16 protein-coding genes are annotated in these 17284 nt (G+C 62.4%); 6 read left to right on the top strand and 10 right to left on the bottom strand.

Annotated features, from left to right (window positions below):
• Positions 1-19 precede the first annotated feature (19 nt).
• The gene (locus tag RQ479_RS26135) at positions 20-979 is read left to right on the top strand and encodes an SDR family oxidoreductase (protein WP_376702924.1); all 960 of its coding nucleotides are present in this window, start codon (positions 20-22) and stop codon (positions 977-979) included.
• A 66-nt stretch (positions 980-1045) separates the two neighbouring features.
• Here the strand turns inward: RQ479_RS26135 and RQ479_RS26130 are convergent, their stop codons facing one another.
• From RQ479_RS26130 to RQ479_RS26105, 6 genes are all read right to left on the bottom strand, one after another.
• Positions 1046-1204, bottom strand: coding sequence for a DUF3309 family protein (locus RQ479_RS26130; RefSeq protein WP_023678456.1), 159 nt, complete (start codon positions 1202-1204; stop codon positions 1046-1048).
• Positions 1205-1297: 93 nt separating this feature from the next.
• Positions 1298-4474, bottom strand: a complete 3177-nt coding sequence (locus RQ479_RS26125; RefSeq protein WP_376702923.1) for an efflux RND transporter permease subunit — start codon at positions 4472-4474, stop codon at positions 1298-1300.
• A 2-nt stretch (positions 4475-4476) separates the two neighbouring features.
• Positions 4477-5688: an efflux RND transporter periplasmic adaptor subunit gene (locus RQ479_RS26120; RefSeq protein ID WP_376702922.1), complete on the bottom strand. Its 1212-nt coding sequence runs from the start codon at positions 5686-5688 to the stop codon at positions 4477-4479.
• Between the two features lie 379 nt (positions 5689-6067).
• The gene (locus RQ479_RS26115; protein ID WP_376706016.1) at positions 6068-7198 is read right to left on the bottom strand and encodes a patatin-like phospholipase family protein; all 1131 of its coding nucleotides are present in this window, start codon (positions 7196-7198) and stop codon (positions 6068-6070) included.
• 26 nt (positions 7199-7224) lie between these two features.
• Positions 7225-8007 carry a 3-hydroxybutyrate dehydrogenase gene (locus RQ479_RS26110; RefSeq protein WP_376702921.1) on the bottom strand — a complete coding sequence of 261 codons (783 nt, stop codon included), beginning with the start codon at positions 8005-8007 and terminating at the stop codon, positions 7225-7227.
• A 182-nt stretch (positions 8008-8189) separates the two neighbouring features.
• The gene (locus tag RQ479_RS26105) at positions 8190-9278 is read right to left on the bottom strand and encodes a citrate synthase/methylcitrate synthase (protein ID WP_376702920.1); all 1089 of its coding nucleotides are present in this window, start codon (positions 9276-9278) and stop codon (positions 8190-8192) included.
• A gap of 92 nt (positions 9279-9370) precedes the next feature.
• On the opposite strand from RQ479_RS26105, the gene RQ479_RS26100 reads away from it, so the two are divergent.
• Positions 9371-10519, top strand: a complete 1149-nt coding sequence (locus RQ479_RS26100; RefSeq protein ID WP_376702919.1) for a citrate/2-methylcitrate synthase — start codon at positions 9371-9373, stop codon at positions 10517-10519.
• Positions 10520-10559: 40 nt separating this feature from the next.
• Here the strand turns inward: RQ479_RS26100 and RQ479_RS26095 are convergent, their stop codons facing one another.
• Positions 10560-11213 carry a TetR/AcrR family transcriptional regulator gene (locus tag RQ479_RS26095; protein ID WP_376702918.1) on the bottom strand — a complete coding sequence of 218 codons (654 nt, stop codon included), beginning with the start codon at positions 11211-11213 and terminating at the stop codon, positions 10560-10562.
• A 101-nt stretch (positions 11214-11314) separates the two neighbouring features.
• Between RQ479_RS26095 and RQ479_RS26090 the strand changes: the two genes are divergently transcribed.
• The gene (locus tag RQ479_RS26090) at positions 11315-11761 is read left to right on the top strand and encodes a hypothetical protein (RefSeq protein ID WP_376702917.1); all 447 of its coding nucleotides are present in this window, start codon (positions 11315-11317) and stop codon (positions 11759-11761) included.
• 109 nt (positions 11762-11870) lie between these two features.
• On the opposite strand, the gene phaR is transcribed toward RQ479_RS26090, so the two are convergent.
• Positions 11871-12479 (bottom strand): polyhydroxyalkanoate synthesis repressor PhaR, encoded by a 609-nt coding sequence (phaR, locus tag RQ479_RS26085; protein ID WP_376702916.1) that lies wholly within the window; start codon positions 12477-12479, stop codon positions 11871-11873.
• A gap of 278 nt (positions 12480-12757) precedes the next feature.
• Between phaR and RQ479_RS26080 the strand changes: the two genes are divergently transcribed.
• Positions 12758-13942, top strand: a complete 1185-nt coding sequence (locus tag RQ479_RS26080) for an acetyl-CoA C-acetyltransferase (protein ID WP_376702915.1) — start codon at positions 12758-12760, stop codon at positions 13940-13942.
• A gap of 102 nt (positions 13943-14044) precedes the next feature.
• Positions 14045-14770 carry an acetoacetyl-CoA reductase gene (phbB, locus tag RQ479_RS26075; RefSeq protein ID WP_352476133.1) on the top strand — a complete coding sequence of 242 codons (726 nt, stop codon included), beginning with the start codon at positions 14045-14047 and terminating at the stop codon, positions 14768-14770.
• A 67-nt stretch (positions 14771-14837) separates the two neighbouring features.
• Here the strand turns inward: phbB and RQ479_RS26070 are convergent, their stop codons facing one another.
• Both RQ479_RS26070 and RQ479_RS26065 read right to left on the bottom strand, forming a co-directional pair.
• Positions 14838-15314, bottom strand: a complete 477-nt coding sequence (locus tag RQ479_RS26070) for an FAD-dependent oxidoreductase (RefSeq protein ID WP_376702914.1) — start codon at positions 15312-15314, stop codon at positions 14838-14840.
• A complete protein-coding gene (locus RQ479_RS26065; RefSeq protein ID WP_376702913.1) occupies positions 15248-16087 on the bottom strand; it encodes an FAD-dependent monooxygenase in 840 nt (279 codons plus the stop codon). Before RQ479_RS26065 ends, RQ479_RS26070 begins: the two co-directional genes overlap by 67 nt.
• 82 nt (positions 16088-16169) lie before the next feature.
• Between RQ479_RS26065 and RQ479_RS26060 the strand changes: the two genes are divergently transcribed.
• Positions 16170-16754, top strand: a complete 585-nt coding sequence (locus RQ479_RS26060; RefSeq protein WP_376702912.1) for a TetR/AcrR family transcriptional regulator — start codon at positions 16170-16172, stop codon at positions 16752-16754.
• Positions 16755-17284: the final 530 nt, after the last annotated feature.

Below are 17284 nucleotides of genomic sequence, written 5' to 3'. Positions count from 1 at the left end.
GCAAACACGGAGACGAACAATGACCAAGATCGCAATTCTCGGCGCCAATGGCCGGCTCGGCCGCGCGGTGGCCAAGGCCTTCCTCGATGCCGGCTACGATGTTCGCGCCGTCACCCGCAGCGGCAAGGTGCCGTCGGAGCTCAAAGGCGCCACGGCGATCGCCGGCGACGCGCTCGACCGCGATGCGCTGATCCGCGCCACCGAAGGCGTCGATATCATTTTCAACGGCCTCAACCCGCTCTACACCGACTGGAGCAAATGCCTGCCGATGGCCGAGAACGTCATGGCTGCCTGCCGGGCGAATGGCGCACTGCATCTCTTCCCGGGCACCGTTTACAATTACGGCTCGCCGATGCCGGCGGTGATCACTGAGGACACGCCGTTTCGCCCGACGACGGAAAAGGGCCGTATCCGCGTCGCCATGGAGGACCTATTTCGCCGCGAGGCCCACGCGGGTCGGGTGCGCACGATCCTGCTGCGCGCCGGTGATTTCTTCGGCGGCACCGGCAGCGGATCGTGGTTCGATCTGGTTGTTGCCGCCAAGATGACTAAGGGTATCTATACGGCACCGGGACCGGTCGATCTCGTGCATGAATGGGCCTATCTGCCCGACTTGGCCAAGGCTTTCGTCGGACTGGCTGACAATCTCGACAAGCTCGGCTTCTACGAGGCGCTGAACTTTCCCGGCCATGCGGTGACCGATCTGGAGATCAAGGCGGCCGCGGAGAAGGCGCTCGGGCGCACGTTGAAACTGACGATGATGCCGTGGTGGGTGCTGCGCGCCGGCAGCCCGTTCGTGGCCATGTGGCGCGAGATCGTTTCGATGTCCTATCTCCGCTTCGAGCCGCACCGGCTCGTTTCAGGCAGGCTGGAAAGCCTTATCGGTACGATTCCGCACACGCCGCTGGAAGATGCAGTGTCGGAAGCGCTCGAGGATATCGGCATCGCCACGCTCAAGACGACGCAAAAAGTTGCCTAACAACAAACCAAAAAAAGGCGGATGGCCAGATGGTCATCCGCCGCTTGTCACGACCAATGATTGCGGTCAGATCCGGCCCATCAACAGCAGCACCAGGACAACGATCAGAATGACGCCGACGATGCCGGATGGTCCGTAACCCCAGGACCGCGAATGCGGCCATGCCGGAACCGCGCCGATCAGAATAAGAATAAGAATAATGATGAGAATGGTGCTGATCGTCATCAGAAAATCCTCGCTTTGAGGTTGCAATGACGGAACAATGCAGAAGGCCGCCCATTGTTCCCGGGCGGCCTTTGCTTGATTGGGGACGTCGATCTATTCGGCGGCCTTCGGGAAGGCGATCGCCGGTTCGGTGCCCAGATCGGCCTCCAGGCCCTCGGAGGTGATCTCGGGCTTGCCACGCCCGAACAGGCGGCTGAACCCGCCCCGACGCGCACCGGGTTTGACCTTGGCGCGAGTGAATACCATCAGCATCGACGGCGTCACCACCAGCGTCAGCACGGTGGCGAAGGACAGGCCGAAGACGATCGCCGAGGACAGCGATATCCACCATTGCGTCGACGGCGCGTTGATCGTCGTCTCATGATGGAAGATTTCGAGGCCGAGGCCGAAAGCGATCGGCAGCACGCCGAGGATCGCCGACACTGCCGTCAGCACCACCGGGCGGGCACGTTCGCGGCAGGTCTGCAGAACGGCTTCGTATTTGTCCCAGCCCTCTTCGCGCAACCGGTCGTAGGTGTCGATCAGCACGATGTTGTTGTTCACCACCACGCCGGCCAGCGCGATGACACCGATGCCCGACATGACGATACCGAATGCCTCTCCCGTCAGCAGCAGCCCGAGGAACACGCCGATCGTCGCCATGACCACGCAGGACAGCACCAGCCAGACGCTGGTGAACTTGTTGAACTGCGCCAGAAGCACCAGGAAGATCAGGAAGATCGCGGCGCCGAAGGCTTTGCTGAGGAACGCGCTGGCCTCGGCGCTGTCCTCATTCGAACCGGCAAGCTTCCAGCGAATGCCGCTGCCGAGGTTCATGTCTGCGACAGCTTTGGTGACCTCCTGCTGGACGGCAGCCACCTGGGCGCCGGCAGCGACGTTGGCCTGGACGACCACCGTTCGCGCACCGTCGATGCGGTTGAGGATACCGACCGTCGGCTCCGGCTTGCGCACGACGAAGTTCGAGATCGGCACCGAGCCTTGCGCGGTCTGCACCCTGAGTTCGTCGAGCGTCGACAGCGTGCGCCGATCCTCGGGCAGGCGCAGTCTGATGTCGACGGCATCATCGGCGCCGGCGGGCCGGTATTCGCTGAGCTTCAGCCCGTTGGTCACCAATTGCACCACCGTCCCGACCGCGGTCGGGCTGATGCCGTACTGCGCCGCCTTGGCGCGATCGACCTCAAGCGCCCAGTCGACGCCGGGCGGCGCCAGGCCGTCGGAAATATCGATGACCCCGGGTACCTTGGCAATGCGCGCGGCGACGGCGCGGGCCTTGTCGTCAAGGCCCTTCGGATCGACGGCCGAAAGCCTGATCTGGATCGGCTTGCCGGTAGGCGGGCCGGCTTCCGGCACGCGAACCTCGACGTCGACACCGGGAATGCCGGCCATCACGCCGCGCAGTTCGTCGAGGATTGAATTCGCCGATTTACGCTCACGCCAGTCGACGAATTCGTACTGGATCACGCCGACCACGTCTTCCGGAACGTCCTGGCCGCCGCCCTGCGTCTTGCCGACACGGGTATAGACAGACTTCACGCCCGGCCAGCCGAGCAGCCGATTTTCCGCGGTCTTGGTGGCAGCGTCCATTTCGGCCAGCGAAAGATTGCCGCGGGCGTGGACATAGAGCAGGCCGTAGTCAGGCTCGACATTCGGGAAGAATTCGACGCCGGCGCCGAATTTCGAATAGGCGTAGCCGACGCCGAACAACAGCGCCACAGTGAGGACAAGCACGGTGATGGGATAATGCACCGCCTGCTTGACCACGGCCATGTACCAGCCGTCGCGATTGTCGTCGGGGTGGTGGGCCGGCGCCTTGGCGAATATGGCGCCCAGCGTCGGTGCGAAGACCAGCGCATAGAGCATCGAGGCCGAGAGCGTCACGATCAGCGTGATCGGCATATATTTCATGAAGTCGCCGATGATGCCCGGCCAGAACAAAAGCGGCGAGAAGGCGGCAATGCGGGTCATCGTCGCGGCAATGACCGGGCCGGCCATGCGCTTGGCGGCAAGCGCGAACGCTTGTTCCTTCGGCATGCCCTCGCTCATGCGTCGCTCGGCGAATTCGGTGACGATGATGGCGTCGTCGACCAGCATGCCGACCGCCAGGATGAGGCTGAACAGCACGATCATGTTGATCGTGTAGCCCATCATCGCCAGCAACAGGATGCCGATCAGGAAGGATGAGGGGATGGCCAATCCGATCAGCAGCGAGGCACGGCCAGACAGGGCATAGAGGATAACGATGAACACCAGGATGACGGCGATCATCACGTGGTTCTGCAGGTCGCCAAGCAGCTGGTTCACGAACACGGACTTGTCTTGCGTGTAGGTGACGTGCATACCCTCCGGCATCGTCTTGATGAAGGCGTCGGACACCTCCCTGACCTTGCCAATCGTATCGATCAGGTTGGAGCCGATGCGCTTCTTCACCTCGATGGCAATCGCCGGCTTGCCGTCGAGGCGGGTAACCGTCTCGGCGTCCTTGAAGGTCGAGCGGATGGTGGCGATATCCTTGGCCTGCACCACCGCATTGGGGCCGGCGACGACCGGAAGCGCCGCCACATCCTCTGGCGTCTCGATAAGCGAAGGCACCTTGACCGCGTATTTGCCCTCGGACCCTTCGATGTTGCCGGCCGCGACAAGACTGTTGGAAGCGCCGACCGCACCGATCAACTGGTCGAGCTGCAGCCCATAGGAAGACAGCTTCATCGGATCGATGACAACTTCGACGAGGTCGTCGCGGGCACCCTGCAGCGAGCCCTCGAGCACGCCAGGCACTTCCTCGATGCGGTCGCGCAGCTCGCGCGCCGCCGCCGTCAGCACCCGCTCGGGCACCTCGCCCGACAGCGTCACGACCAGGACGGGGAACTCGGAGATGTTGACCTCGGAGACCACGGGCTCCTCAGCCGCTTGCGGCAGGTCGGCCTTGCCGTCCTGCACCTTGCTGCGCGTGTCCTGCAGCGCGGTGGCGAGATCCGTCTGTGGCTGGAATTCGACCAGCACATAACCGCCGCCCTGGAAGGCGGCCGAGCGCATCTCCTTGAGGCCCTTCAGGCTCTTCAGCTTGGCTTCCATCGGGCGCAGCAGGAGGCGTTCGGAGTCTTCCGGCGAGATGCCCTGGTAGATCAGGCTGACATACATCATCGGAATCGGAACGTCGGGTTCCGCTTCCTTCGGCGTCGACTGGTAGGCGACCGCACCGGCAAGGATGAGAAAGACCAGGACCGCAATGGTCAGCCGGGCATTGCTGATTGCAAGTTTGACGATGTCCATGATTACTGCGTCCCGGTCGTCGCTTCGCCCAACAGCTTTTGGATGGTCGCCTGGTCGGCTTCGACCGGCTTGATCACCTCGCCTTCCTTCACCAGCTCCTGGCCAGCGACGATGATGCGGGCGTCGGCCGGAATGCCGCCGAGCACCAGGCCGGTCGGCGTGTCGTCGACCAGGTCGATCGGGAAGAACACGACCTTGTCGTCCTTGTCGACGGCGCGAATGCCGAGATCTCCCTTGTCGCCGAGCGTCACCACCGAGCGCGGCAGCATCACGGCGTCGGTCGGCTGGGCGCTGAGCGCGATTTCGGCCGTCATGCCGGCTGGTACGGAACCATCAGCGTTGGGGATGGCGACTTCGACCCGGAAGGTACGGGTTGCCGAAGACGCATCCCGGCTGATGTAGCGCACGATGCCTTCGACATTCTGGCCGCTGACCAGACGCACATTCGCCTTGTCGCCGATCTTCAGATAGCCGAGATCGCGTTCGCTGACCTCGCCGCGTGCAATCACCGGGTCGAGGCTGAGAATAGTAGCCACCTCGCCGCCCTGCATCACCGAACTGCCAAGCTCCACCGGCACCCGGTCGATAACGCCGTCGAAGGGCGCCTTCACCTCATTGCGGTCGAGTTCGGCTTGCGCGGCGTCCAGTTGCGACTTGGCCAGCGACAGGTTGGAGCGGGCCGTATCGAGCTGCAGCGTCGGCAGATTGCCGGTTTTCATCAACCGCAGGGCCGCGGCCAGCTCGGCCTCACGTTGCACGACAAGCTGTTTGGCATTGTCGACCGCCGAGATTTTTTCCTCGGCGGCAAGCATCAGGATGAGGTCGCCGGTCTTGACGTGCTGACCCTGCTTGACCGGCAGCTTGTCGATGACGCCGGCGACGCGTGTCGCCAGGACGGCGCGCTTGTCGGCTTCGGTCAGTCCGGAAATGCGGATAGCACGTGCATAGGTGCGCCGCGGCGGGGTTATAACCGCGACCGTGCGCAACGGCGCCTTGGGCTGTTCTGCCTCGGCAGTCCCCGGCTTGGCAGCCCCCTGTTCGCCAGTTTGGGGCTTGCCTGAGTCGGCGGCCTTGGGCTGCTCGACCTCTCCTGCCTTGGGCTTGTTGTCCGCGGACGCGCTGCCGACGGACGAGAATTCGCCTGTCGCCATCCAGCCGGCGAACCCGATGAGCACAATAATGGCTGCAAGCTTGTGAAACCTGAATTTCGGCATCGTCATTTTTTCCAGTGCGCGGGGTTCGGCCAGGCCGCGTCTTCTACTTGGGGCGCGTCGCCGATATGGGTGCGCGCGAGGCCGTATTCAAATTGCCGTGATCGGCGAAGCGCGCTTCTACCTCAAAGTTGCATCGCAATATAGTCAGAAAAGTTGATGGATTGTTGCTTTGTCCGCAAAGATGCGGCTGCAGCATCGGCTGTTGATCGCCAAAACAGCGGTATGGCAGCAAGTGTCAGGATGATTGGACAGATTGCGATGTCATCTGCTTTGCGGAGGAGCCAGAACAATTCCAGGAAAAGTGTGAAACGGTTTTCCGTCCGGAATTGCGTCAAAAAAGATAGAGCGGTTCGGGGTTTCGGTGAAACGGTAAATCGTTCTAGGCCGGACGGCGGGCGGCGTCGGGCTGCTTGCGCGCCGCAAGAAACTCCTTGACCCGCCGGCCCGGCGCCGGCCCGCGCACCGGCTTCAAGCCGTCGTCGAGCTCGCCGGACAGATCGATCGTCGGCCGCTTGCCGACGGCGTCGTAATTTTCTTCCAGCCAGTCACTGGCTGCGGTGCGGCCGAGGTCGCGCAGATAGGCAAGGAACGCCCATTCGGCATTGATTTTGGACGATGCCGACAGATCCTTGAATGCTGCGTCGGCATCGATGCGGTGCATGCGGATGTCGCGATATTCGCCGTGCGGCAATCGGCCGGCGGCGATCAGTTCCTTGACGAAGGCGATCGAGCGGAATTCGCGCAACAGCCCGGCATTGAAGGTGATCTCGTCGATGCGGTTCTGGATCTCATTGGCGCTCTTCGGCGTCCCCTCGCGGACCACCGGATTGATCTGCACCAAGAGCACGTCCTCGGTGGCCGCGGTCTTGAAGAACGGGAACAGTGCCGGGTTGCCGCCATAGCCGCCATCCCAATAGGGCACGCCCTTGATCTCGACGGCACGGAACAATTGCGGCAGGCAGGCCGACGCCATCACCGTGTCGAGGTCGATCTCGCCGTCCGAGAAGACCCGCAACTGGCCGGTCTCGACATTGGTAGCGGAAATGAACAGTTCCATCGATTTGCAGGCGCGCACATTATCGAAATCGATCTCACGTTCGACCACGTCGCGCAGCGGATTGATGGCGAGCGGATTGGCGACATAGGGCGAAAATACCCGAGACATCGTATCGAACAGGAAATAGCCGGGCGTGTTCTCGATCGACCAATTGCCCCAGGCGACGTCCCAAGGCATGCGCTGCACCGGGCTGAAGCGGCCCTTTGCCGCCACCGCACGCCAGAAATCGTCTAGCTTGCGCCGCGCGCCCTCGACCCCGCCGCGGACGAAACCGTCAGCCAGCGCCACGGCATTCATGGCGCCAGCGCTGGTGCCCGAAACCGCCGTTATATCGAGGCGCCCGTCCTCGAGCAGCCGATCGAGCACGCCCCAGGAAAACGCCCCGTGCGAACCGCCGCCTTGCAGCGCGATGTTGATCTTCTTTGGCTCTTCCGCCTTGCCGTTTTTCGGCATGGCGTGGCCCTTGACCGCTGGAAGGCTCACTGAGCGGTCCAGCCGCCGTCGACAGAGATGTGCGTGCCGTTGATCTGCGCCGCCGCATCCGAGCATAGGAACACCGCGGCCGCCGCAACCTGCTCGACGGTGACGAACTCCTTGGTCGGTTGCTTTTCGAGCATGACCTCACGGACCACCGTCTCGCGGTCCATCTTGTTGGCCTTCATCTGGTCGGGGATCTGCGCCTCGACCAGCGGCGTCAACACATAGCCCGGACAAATGGCATTGCAGGTGATCTTGTCGCGCGCCAGCTCCAGGGCGACAGTCTTGGTCAAGCCCATAATGCCATGCTTGGCCGAGACATAGGCCGACTTGAACGGCGACGCGACCAGGCCGTGGGCCGAGGCGACGTTGACGATCCGGCCGCCACCGGCCTGTTTCATCAACGGGATGGCGGCTGCGATCGTGTGGAAGGCCGATGACAGGTTGATGGCGATGATCGCATCCCACTTCTCGATCGGGAAGCTTTCCACCGGCGCGACATGTTGGATGCCGGCGTTGTTGACCAGGATTTCGACCGAGCCGAATGCCTCGGCTGCCTTCGCCACCAAAGCCCGGCACTCGGCCGGCTTCGACATATCGGCCTTGACGTAGAGGGTCTTCACCCTGTGGTGCTTCGCGATTGCGTCGGCGATGGCGTGATCGTCGGCGGTGTCGGAAAAGGAATTGACGACGACGTTGCAGCCTTCGGCCGCGAGCGCGTGGGCAATGGCCAGGCCGATGCCCGAGGTGGAACCGGTGATGATGGCGGTTTTTCTGGCGGTCAAGGCGGCTTTATTCCTTTCGAGGCGGGCTCCCGTGGAACCATGCTGCACTGCAGCATATAGGCTCTCTGTCACCCAAGAACAGCGGATGTGTGGAGCAATGACATGAAATTTTTGTCATGAGGACCTCTCTCATCTCGACGAGAGAGTGTCCGGCACCGGCTGTAGCATTCGGGGAGAAATCCTTAGGCGACGAGGTCCGGCACCGTCCCGATATAGCGCGACTGCGGCCGGATCAGCCGTCCGCTCGTCTGCTGCTCGCGCGCATGGGCGATCCAGCCGGCGACGCGCCCGGCAGCAAAGACATTGGTGAACGCCTCTTTCGGAAAGCCCGCCGCTTCCAGCAGGAGCGCTGTGAAGAACTCGACATTGGTCTGGAGCGAGCGCGACGGCTTGGCGATGCGAAGCACTTCGAGCGCCGCTTGCTCCACGTTTTCGGCAAACGCCAGCCGGTGGCCGGTTTCGCCCTTGGCGCCAAGCTGCCGCACCACCACTTTCAGCACATCGGCACGCGGATCGCGCACGCGGTAGATGCGATGCCCGAAGCCCATGATGCGGCGGCCGCGCGCGATCTCGTCACGCAGCCAGCCGGCGGCGTCGCCATGCGCCTCGATCGCATCCAGCATCTCGATCACCGGACCTGGCGCGCCACCATGCAGCGGCCCCTTGAGCGCTCCGAGCCCGGCCAGCACCGCCGAAGTAAGCCCGGCTTGTGTCGAAGCGACCACGCGCGTGGCGAAGGTCGATGCGTTGAGACCATGGTCGCAAACCGTCACGAGATAGGTATCGAGCGCCTTCGCCAACTTCGGCGAGGCCGTCATGCCGGTCAGCATCCGCAGCATGTCGGCGGCATGATCGGCCTTGCTATCGGGCGCAATCGGGCTTTCGCCGCGCTGCAAGCGCAGCAAGGCCGGCGTCAGCACGGCGGGTGCCGCAACCAGCCGCAGCGCGTCCGGCAATTTGTCGCCGTCCCGCAGCACGGCGATGCCGGCGCGCATCGCGCTGTAGATATCGAGGGATGCGAGAAACGGCAGCAAGGGTTCGATCTGCTCGAACACTTCGCTGCGCGCCCGACCGATCGCCTTCGCCAGTTCCTTGTCGCCGGGAAGATCGTCGAAAAAGCCGTCGAACAGCAGATGAACCACCTCGGCGTATTTCCAGCGGCCTGCCAGTTCGGGCAACGAATGGCCCCGGATGGTCAGGCGGCCAGCAAGACCGTCGACATCGGAGAGCACCGTTTCCGCCGCCACCACATCATCGAGCCCATTCGCCATTGGTTTTCTCCTTGACCCTTTCTGGGCGGTAGATAAGGGTTGGCGACTGGACCATCAATCTTGATCAACTGAATCAACATGCCAAGGCTAACATGACGGAGTGGCTGACGCGGGACGAAGCCTTAGAGCGTCTCAAGGTGCGCGCTCAGACGCTCTATGCCTATGTCAGCCGCGGACGCATCGGCATGCGGCCGGATCGGGCCGACCCACGCCGCAGTCAGTATCGCGCCGACGACATCGCGGCGCTGGCGAGCCGGCGGGCGCGCGGCCGAAATCCCCAGGCTATCGCCGAAAGTGCAATCGCCTGGGGTGAGCCGGCAATCGCCACCACGATCTCGACCGTTTTGCACGGCCGTCTCGTCTATCGCGGCCAGGATGCGGTTGCACTCTGCGAGACTGCCACGCTGGAGCAGACGGCAAACCTGCTTTGGGCATCCGACGCACCAGTGTCGTTCGTGTCGGCGAGCCGCCATGGCAACGGCGCAACTGGCCGGCCGGCTGCCTTCGCGGAATTGGCCGCGTTGGCGGCCAACGGCCGGCCTTCGCTCGGCCGCAGATCGGCTTCGCTCAACCGCGATGCGGCCGGCGCCATCGCCGCTCTGGCTCAGGCGCTCGGCGCGATTCCCGGAACTGGTGCCGTGCACGAAAGGCTGGCGCAGGGCTGGTCCCTCGATGCCGCCGGCACAGACTTGATCCGCCGCTCGCTGGTACTGTTGGCCGATCACGAATTGAACGCATCGACCTTCGCCGCACGGGTCGCCGCGTCCACCGGCGCACCTGTTTCGGCCTGCCTGCTTGCCGGCCTCGCCACGCTCTCCGGTCCGCGCCATGGCGCCGCCGCGGAGGCGGTCATGATGTTGGCGGAGGATGCGCAGAGATTCGGGCCGGATGCGGCTGTCGGACGCTGGCTCGGTCACGACAGGCCACTGCCCGGATTTGGCCATCCGCTTTATCCCGACGGCGATCCGCGTGCGGAACCGTTGCTAGCCACGATCGATGTCGATGATGGGCTGGTACGGCTTTGCGATGCGGCCTTTGCGGCAACGGGCATGCGCCCGAATGTCGATTTCGCCTTGGCCGCGCTGACGCGCAGCCTCCGCTTGCCGTCCGATGCGCCGTTCCGCTTGTTTGCGCTCGGCCGCAGCGTCGGCTGGGCCGCGCATGCCGTGGAGCAGGTGACAAGCAGCGGCCTGATCAGACCACGCGCCCGCTACCAGGGACCGCTGCCGGAGTTCCATTAGCTGGCGGCGCAATCTCGGCCCCTTTTTGGGTGCTGGCGAATTAAGCTTTAGATGGAATGGTCATCCGGCTCATGAAAAGTCGGAGAGCCCGCTGCGCGCCCAGGGCTGGCGGCTCGGACGGGTGCCATTCCCGGAAATGACCATCGATCGCCATGCGTGCCAACCCGTAAACGAGTGCACGCGCGGCAAGCACAAGATGATCAAAGTCGGTGTCGGGAGCAAGCCGACCCTGTTGTTGCGCTTGCGTCAGCAAGTCGATCATCGTCCGCCGAATAGCCTCATTCTGATCACGAAGGCTGTCCGACCCTTCAAAATCAATCAGGGTTCGGGAACTGATGATCTGGAAATGCGTGGGGTTGGTAATTGCCCATTCCAGATAGCCTTGTCCGATTGCTTCGAAGGCCTCAATGGGATCTGCGCTGTCGATTTTCGACTGCGCCTTGGCAACAGCCTTTGTCAGCCGATCCATGGCCTGTTCGGCGACTGCGGTTAGCAGCGCTGTTTTCGATCGAAAATGCCGGAATGGTGCGCCGGGTGAAACGCCGGCACGTTTTGCGGCCTCGCGTACGGACACATGCTCGGCTCCCCGTTCCTCGATGATCTCCACAGTTGCCGTGATCAAGGCCTCGACGAGATTGCCGTGATGATATCGCTTGGCATCTCCGGCCTCGTCGGAATCAGTAGTCTTGGTCATCTCAGCCAAATAACACGAGAGCGGAATGTAATCATTGATTATTTCCCTTGTGTTCGAGCGCTGCGTATGTAATCAACGTTTACATCGCAACGGAGGTTACCATGTTTCGCATCACCGCAACGACTGCCCTCGCTTTCTCTTTATTGTCGCTCGTATCTGCCGAGGCCGAGGATCGGCCCACCCTGGAAGTCGTCTGGCCGACGGCAGGTTCAGTTGTCGAACTGGGCAATGCTCCTGAGAAGGCGATAGGCGTTGTCGTCAGGAGCAACTTCAGGCTGCTCCCTGCGGGTGAGTGCGGGGAAATCAGCGAATGCGGCCACGTGCATATGAAGATCGATCCCAACGGAGACACCTGCAACATCCCCGGCAAGCCGTACAACAGCATGAACAGCGACTTTGGCGGTGATCTTATCAAGGCCCGTTTCGGCCATTGCCCGGATGCCGCCGGCAGACACGTGATCGGCGTGCTTCTTGCCGATGATCATCACCGGCCCATTCTAGTAGATGGCAAACCTGTTACCGCTCTGGTGACGGTGACCACGAAATAGGGCATGCCACGAAATAGAGCATAGATGACATCTTCACCTTCGAGGCAAAGATGTTTTCTGACACGGGCCTGCTGGGGGAAATTTGGGCCGGCGCTTCGCCGGCCGGCAGTCACGACATCGTGTCGAGCTTGCGCTGCATGGCGGCGATCTGCTCCTTCAGCTCCTGAAGGTCGTCGGGTTTTTCCGATGTTTCCTTCCTGGCCGGTTCGGCCGGCGCTGCTGCCGGCGCAGAGCCCGCAGGCGGGAACGGCGTGAACAGCCGCATGGCGTTCTGGAACATTTCCATGTTACGCCGAGTCTGCTCCTCCAGCACCTTGATCGGCGTCGCGATCTTCATCATGTCCATCGGCGACTTGCCGAGGGCATCTTTCATCTGCTCGCGAAAGCGTTCCTGCTCCTTAGAGAAGGCCAGCATCGACTGCTCGAGAAAGCTCGGCACGATCATCTGCATCTGGTCGCCATAATAGGCGATGAGCTGACGCAGGAACGGGATCGGCAGCATGTTCTGCCCGTCCTTGTTCTCCAGCTCGAAGATGATCTGGGTCAGCACCGGATGCGTGATGTCGTCACCGGTCTTGGCGTCCTGGACAGTAAAGTCCTCGCCTTTTTTGACCATTTCAGCGAGATCCTCGAGCGTCACATAGGTGCTGGTGCCCGTATTGTAGAGACGGCGATTGGCATATTTCTTGATAACAATAGGTTCGTCTTTTGCGGCCATCTGCATCCTCCCCGGACACCGGGCAGCTTAAGTAAGCCGCCGGTAACGATTGCGCCTTTTTAAAGGATATGCGCAAAAGCGTCATGAATCCAAGCAGTTTGTGCAGTGCGAGAACATTTTATGCTGCGCAGCACGGATGGGCTGCCGTCGCCGCGACGCGCGGCCTGCTTGCGACGGAGCAACGCCCTACCCATTTCGGGTTTGACTCGGGTTGTGGAAAGGGCAAGAAAAGTCCCCGACGGCACCCGAAATCGTTCCCCGAAAGCCTGGAGAAGAACATGTCCGCTTCCAACGCCATCGTTGTCGCCAGTGCGGCGCGCACGCCCGTCGGCTCCTTCAACGGCGCCTTCGCCAACACGCCAGCCCATGAATTGGGTGCCGTCGCCGTCAAGGAAGCGCTGGTCCGTGCCGGCGTCGACGGCAAAGAGGTGGACGAGGTCATCCTCGGCCAGATCCTGACCGCGGCTCAAGGGCAGAACCCGGCGCGGCAGGCGGCTATGGCCGCCGGCGTGCCGCAGGAGGCGACCTCCTGGGGCCTCAACCAGCTCTGCGGCTCCGGCTTGCGCGCCATCGCGCTCGGCATGCAACAGATCGCCCAGGGCGACGCAAGGATCATCGTTGCCGGCGGCCAGGAATCGATGTCGATGGCTCCGCACGCGCAGCATCTGCGCGGTGGCGTCAAGATGGGCGATTTCAAGCTGATCGACACCATGATCAAGGACGGCCTGACCGATGCCTTCTATGGCTATCATATGGGCAACACCGCGGAGAACGTCGCCCGCCAGTTCCAGATCACCCGCGACGACCAGGACCAGTTCGCACTGGCTTCCCAGAACAAGGCCGAGGCCGCGCAGAAAGCCGGAAAATTCAAGGACGAGATCGTTGCCTTCACAGTCAAGGGCAGGAAGGGCGACACGATAGTCGACCAGGATGAATACATCCGCCACGGCGCGACAATCGACGCCATGACCAAGCTCAAGCCCGCCTTCGACAAGGAAGGCACGGTAACCGCTGCCAATGCCTCCGGCATCAACGACGGCGCCGCCGCCGTGGTGCTGATGACCGAAGCGGAAGCCGCAAGGCGCGGCATCACACCGCTGGTGCGTATCGTTTCCTGGGCGACCGCCGGCGTCGACCCGCAGATCATGGGGACGGGACCGATCCCCTCCTCGCGCAAGGCGCTGGCCAAGGCCGGCTGGTCGGTCGGCGACCTCGATCTGGTCGAAGCCAACGAGGCCTTCGCCGCGCAGGCCTGCGCCGTCAACAAGGACATGGGCTGGGACCCGGCGATCGTCAACGTCAATGGCGGCGCCATCGCCATCGGCCATCCGGTCGGCGCCTCGGGCGCCCGCATCTTCAACACGCTGGTCTACGAGATGCGCCGCAGAAATGCCAAGAAAGGTCTTGCGACGCTGTGCATCGGCGGCGGCATGGGCGTTGCCATGTGCGTGGAAGCATTGTGATGAGATAAGCGATACGAATAGGATACTGGCGCAAAGCGAGTAGGGAATAGAGGCAAACCCGCCGCTTCAACGCTCAGTCATCTGCATTTCCCGGGAGGACATATGACAAAGGTTGCAATCGTCACAGGCGGGTCGCGCGGCATCGGCGCGGCGATATCGGTCGCCTTGAAAAGCGCCGGCTATTCGGTCGCCGCAAACTACGCGGGCAATGAGGAAGCGGCGGCAAAGTTCAAGGCCGCGACCGGCATCCCGGTCTATAAATGGTCCGTCGCCGACTACGAGGCCTGCGCCGCCGGCATCAAACAGATCGAGGCCGATCTCGGTCCCGTCTCGGTGCTGGTCAACAATGCCGGCATCACTCGCGACGCGATGTTCCACAAGATGACGCGAGAGCAATGGAAGGAGGTCCTCGATACCAACCTTTCCGGCGTCTTCAACATGACGCATCCGTTGTGGGGCGGCATGCGCGACCGCAAGTTCGGTCGCATCATCACCATCTCCTCGATCAACGGCCAGAAAGGCCAGGTCGGCCAGGTCAATTATTCGGCCTCGAAGGCGGGCGATATCGGCTTCACCAAGGCACTGGCCCAAGAAGGCGCGCGCGCCGGCATCACCGTCAACGTCATCTGCCCCGGCTATATCGCCACCGAGATGGTCAAGGCGATGGACGAGAAGGTCCTTAACGAGCGCGTCATCCCGCAGATCCCGGTCGGCCGTCTCGGCGAGCCGGAGGAGATCGCGCGCTGCGTCGTCTTCCTCGCTTCCGACGATGCCGGTTTCATCACCGGCTCGACCATATCAGCCAATGGCGGGCAGTACATTAGCTGAGGCCTGGGGATGTCGCGGATGACTCCCGTACCAGCCCAACGGCGAGTACGGGTAGACAACCGGGCTGTCACGCGGCAAGCTTCAGCTCTGGGTTGGCTTTAGGCTGGGTTCGGCCAATTGCACCCGGCTCGCACGCAGGTGCCGGTAGACGGGCAAGCGGCGCCCGACTGAGGCCCGACAGCTTCAAGGCGATGCGGCGCTTCAGGAATGGTGTGAGGTTCAGCACCGATAGCACGAGGTTGCGGACGAACCGCTTCACCGGACTGTGGGTAAGCGCCATGCCGGTCATCATGCCAGCCAGGTCAAGCACCTCCTGGGCTGCCGGGCGTCGCAGCGTTTCATAGCGTTCGAGCTCCGCTTCCGGGCGCACGCCGTTCACCACGTCGCCAAGCAACTGACCAAGCACGACCGCGTCGACGATGCCGGTATTCATGCCTTGCCCTCCGGCCGGGCTGTGTACGTGCGCGGCGTCGCCCATCAGGAACAACCGGTCCTTGCGGTATGACCGGACCAGGCGGTGATGCACGCGAAACGCGAGCTCCATTTCAGGTCGAGCACCCGGCCTCTTTTGCCGGTCGGTCCGCGGCTGTCCAGCAGCGCCTGTATGTCTGCGACCGCGGGTTTTTCCGGCGCGTCGTCCATTGTCGCAACGACGCGGTATGATCCGTCCGGAAGCGGCGCCACCACCACCAGCCCGGCTGGTGCAAAGAACAGCGACACTTCGGTTGGCCCAACCGGCCAGTCGAGACGAACGTCGGCGAGAACGAACGACGCCTCATAGGCCGCGCCGTCGAACTCGATGCCGGCTGAGCTGCGCACCAGGCTGTGCATGCCGTCGCCGCCAACGACGTAGCGTGCCGATATGATCTTCTCGCGGCCGTTCTCGACCACCGTCACGCGCGCACCGTCAGTGTTCTGAACCACGGCCTTGGCCTCGACGAGGCGGTGGATCACGCCGCCCAGGGCGGCAATCCGCTCGGCGAACACCTGCTCGGTGAGATTCTGAGGCAGCATCATCAGATAGGGATGCCTCGACGGAAGCTTTCCGAAATCGAGCGTGAGCAGTGCCCGGTTGCGGTCGCGGATGGCGAAATTCCGCAGCTTCAGGGCAAGTTCGCTCAGCCGCTGCGTGACGCCCAGCGGCTCCAGCGCTTTCAGCGTCTGAGCGTGGATGACGCCAGCCCGCGAGGTCTGAAGGCCCTCCCCAAGCCTGTCGATCAGAACATGGTCGACCCCGGCCTGGTGCAGCACGATGGACAGCGCCAAGCCGGTCGGGCCGGCGCCAATAATCAGGACTTCCGTTGTATCGGGCAACATTTTCTCTCTCCATTTGTCAACATATGTTGACTTTTAGCCGAAGCCATTGCATTTGTCAACGACCGTTGGCATATGCATTTTCATGACCGAGAATCAGTCGAAGAAACCCAGCAAGTCGGACCGCACCCGGGCTCAGATACTTGAGGCCGCGAGGCTCCTGTTCGCCGAACGCGGCTATGACGGCGCCTCGATCCGTGACGTCGCGGCCCATGCTTCGATCGATCCGGCCATGGTGATCCGCTATTTCCGCAGCAAGGACGAGTTGTTCGCCAGGGCGGCCGTCGTCGATCTGAAATTGCCCGCACTACGGGTGATCGACCGAACCGACATCGGCAAGACACTGATCAGGCGATTTCTCGAAATCTGGGAAGATCCGGCCAACGGTACCGGCATGGTAATTCTGCTGCGTTCGGCGACGTCGAACGAATTTGCCGCCGAAAAGTTGCGCGATGTATTTGCCAACCAGGTGAGGCCACTGGTTGCGGCGGTCGCTGATCCCGCCGATGCGGGCCGGCGGGCCGGGCTCATTTCCAGCCAGTTGCTGGGACTGGCGATGTGCCGGTACCTGCTGCGGCTTCCGCCGGTCGTCGCCCTGTCCCATGACGAAATCATCCAGAACGTCGGCCTCACATTGCAGCGTTATGCCGTCGGAGAGGACGTATCTTGAACAAGCCGTTCAGCGTGGTTGGCCGAGTGTGAGCCTCATGCAGCAACTGCGTCGACCCGATGGCCATGACGCCGCGTGTGCCGAACCAGTACACAAAGGTTAACGGCCGCTGCGCAACCTGTGCAAAGACTGCCCGGCAGCGTGTGGATTCTCGGTGGAAAAGCTGTTCACAACACAACATGTTGCGGTGAACAAACCAAGAAACTTCGACTATCTCTGATTCGTCGCCGATTCGTTCCGGCTTTGAGCGGAACGTTAACGGCGAGAGCTGAAAACACCCTCGAAATGATTAAAGCGCGTTAGGAAACATCAATAATTTCATAACGTTGTGCGAAGCGGATTGGCCGGCCACGATCATCACCGGCAAAGGTTAACCGCGGTGCTGGCTTGGATGCCGCCTGCATGAATCGGGCCAGTTTCCGTGATTCAGCATGTGGTGAGATTCGCCGGCAGAAAACCCAGATGTAGCCGTGAACAAACCCTGAATCAGCGCGAGTCAGTGATTCGTCGCTGATTCGTTCCAGACTCGT

Source organism: Mesorhizobium sp. ISC25 (assembly GCF_042295465.1).
Lineage (GTDB): Bacteria > Pseudomonadota > Alphaproteobacteria > Rhizobiales > Rhizobiaceae > Mesorhizobium.
Note: the sequence above shows the minus strand (reverse complement) of the source record. Positions and strands in the feature narration are given on the sequence as shown.

What these genes read in the sequence shown, in the direction of transcription:
- RQ479_RS26135 (WP_376702924.1), top strand. Translation starts at nt 20, where the DNA reads ATGACCAAGATCGCAATTCTCGGCGCCAATGGCCGGCTCGGCCGCGCG.
- RQ479_RS26130 (WP_023678456.1), bottom strand. Translation starts at nt 1,204, where the DNA reads ATGACGATCAGCACCATTCTCATCATTATTCTTATTCTTATTCTGATC.
- RQ479_RS26125 (WP_376702923.1), bottom strand. Translation starts at nt 4,474, where the DNA reads ATGGACATCGTCAAACTTGCAATCAGCAATGCCCGGCTGACCATTGCG.
- RQ479_RS26120 (WP_376702922.1), bottom strand. Translation starts at nt 5,688, where the DNA reads ATGCCGAAATTCAGGTTTCACAAGCTTGCAGCCATTATTGTGCTCATC.
- RQ479_RS26115 (WP_376706016.1), bottom strand. Translation starts at nt 7,198, where the DNA reads ATGCCGAAAAACGGCAAGGCGGAAGAGCCAAAGAAGATCAACATCGCG.
- RQ479_RS26105 (WP_376702920.1), bottom strand. Translation starts at nt 9,278, where the DNA reads ATGGCGAATGGGCTCGATGATGTGGTGGCGGCGGAAACGGTGCTCTCC.
- RQ479_RS26100 (WP_376702919.1), top strand. Translation starts at nt 9,371, where the DNA reads ATGACGGAGTGGCTGACGCGGGACGAAGCCTTAGAGCGTCTCAAGGTG.
- RQ479_RS26095 (WP_376702918.1), bottom strand. Translation starts at nt 11,213, where the DNA reads ATGACCAAGACTACTGATTCCGACGAGGCCGGAGATGCCAAGCGATAT.
- RQ479_RS26090 (WP_376702917.1), top strand. Translation starts at nt 11,315, where the DNA reads ATGTTTCGCATCACCGCAACGACTGCCCTCGCTTTCTCTTTATTGTCG.
- phaR (WP_376702916.1), bottom strand. Translation starts at nt 12,479, where the DNA reads ATGGCCGCAAAAGACGAACCTATTGTTATCAAGAAATATGCCAATCGC.
- RQ479_RS26080 (WP_376702915.1), top strand. Translation starts at nt 12,758, where the DNA reads ATGTCCGCTTCCAACGCCATCGTTGTCGCCAGTGCGGCGCGCACGCCC.
- phbB (WP_352476133.1), top strand. Translation starts at nt 14,045, where the DNA reads ATGACAAAGGTTGCAATCGTCACAGGCGGGTCGCGCGGCATCGGCGCG.
- RQ479_RS26070 (WP_376702914.1), bottom strand. Translation starts at nt 15,314, where the DNA reads ATGGAGCTCGCGTTTCGCGTGCATCACCGCCTGGTCCGGTCATACCGC.
- RQ479_RS26065 (WP_376702913.1), bottom strand. Translation starts at nt 16,087, where the DNA reads ATGTTGCCCGATACAACGGAAGTCCTGATTATTGGCGCCGGCCCGACC.
- RQ479_RS26060 (WP_376702912.1), top strand. Translation starts at nt 16,170, where the DNA reads ATGACCGAGAATCAGTCGAAGAAACCCAGCAAGTCGGACCGCACCCGG.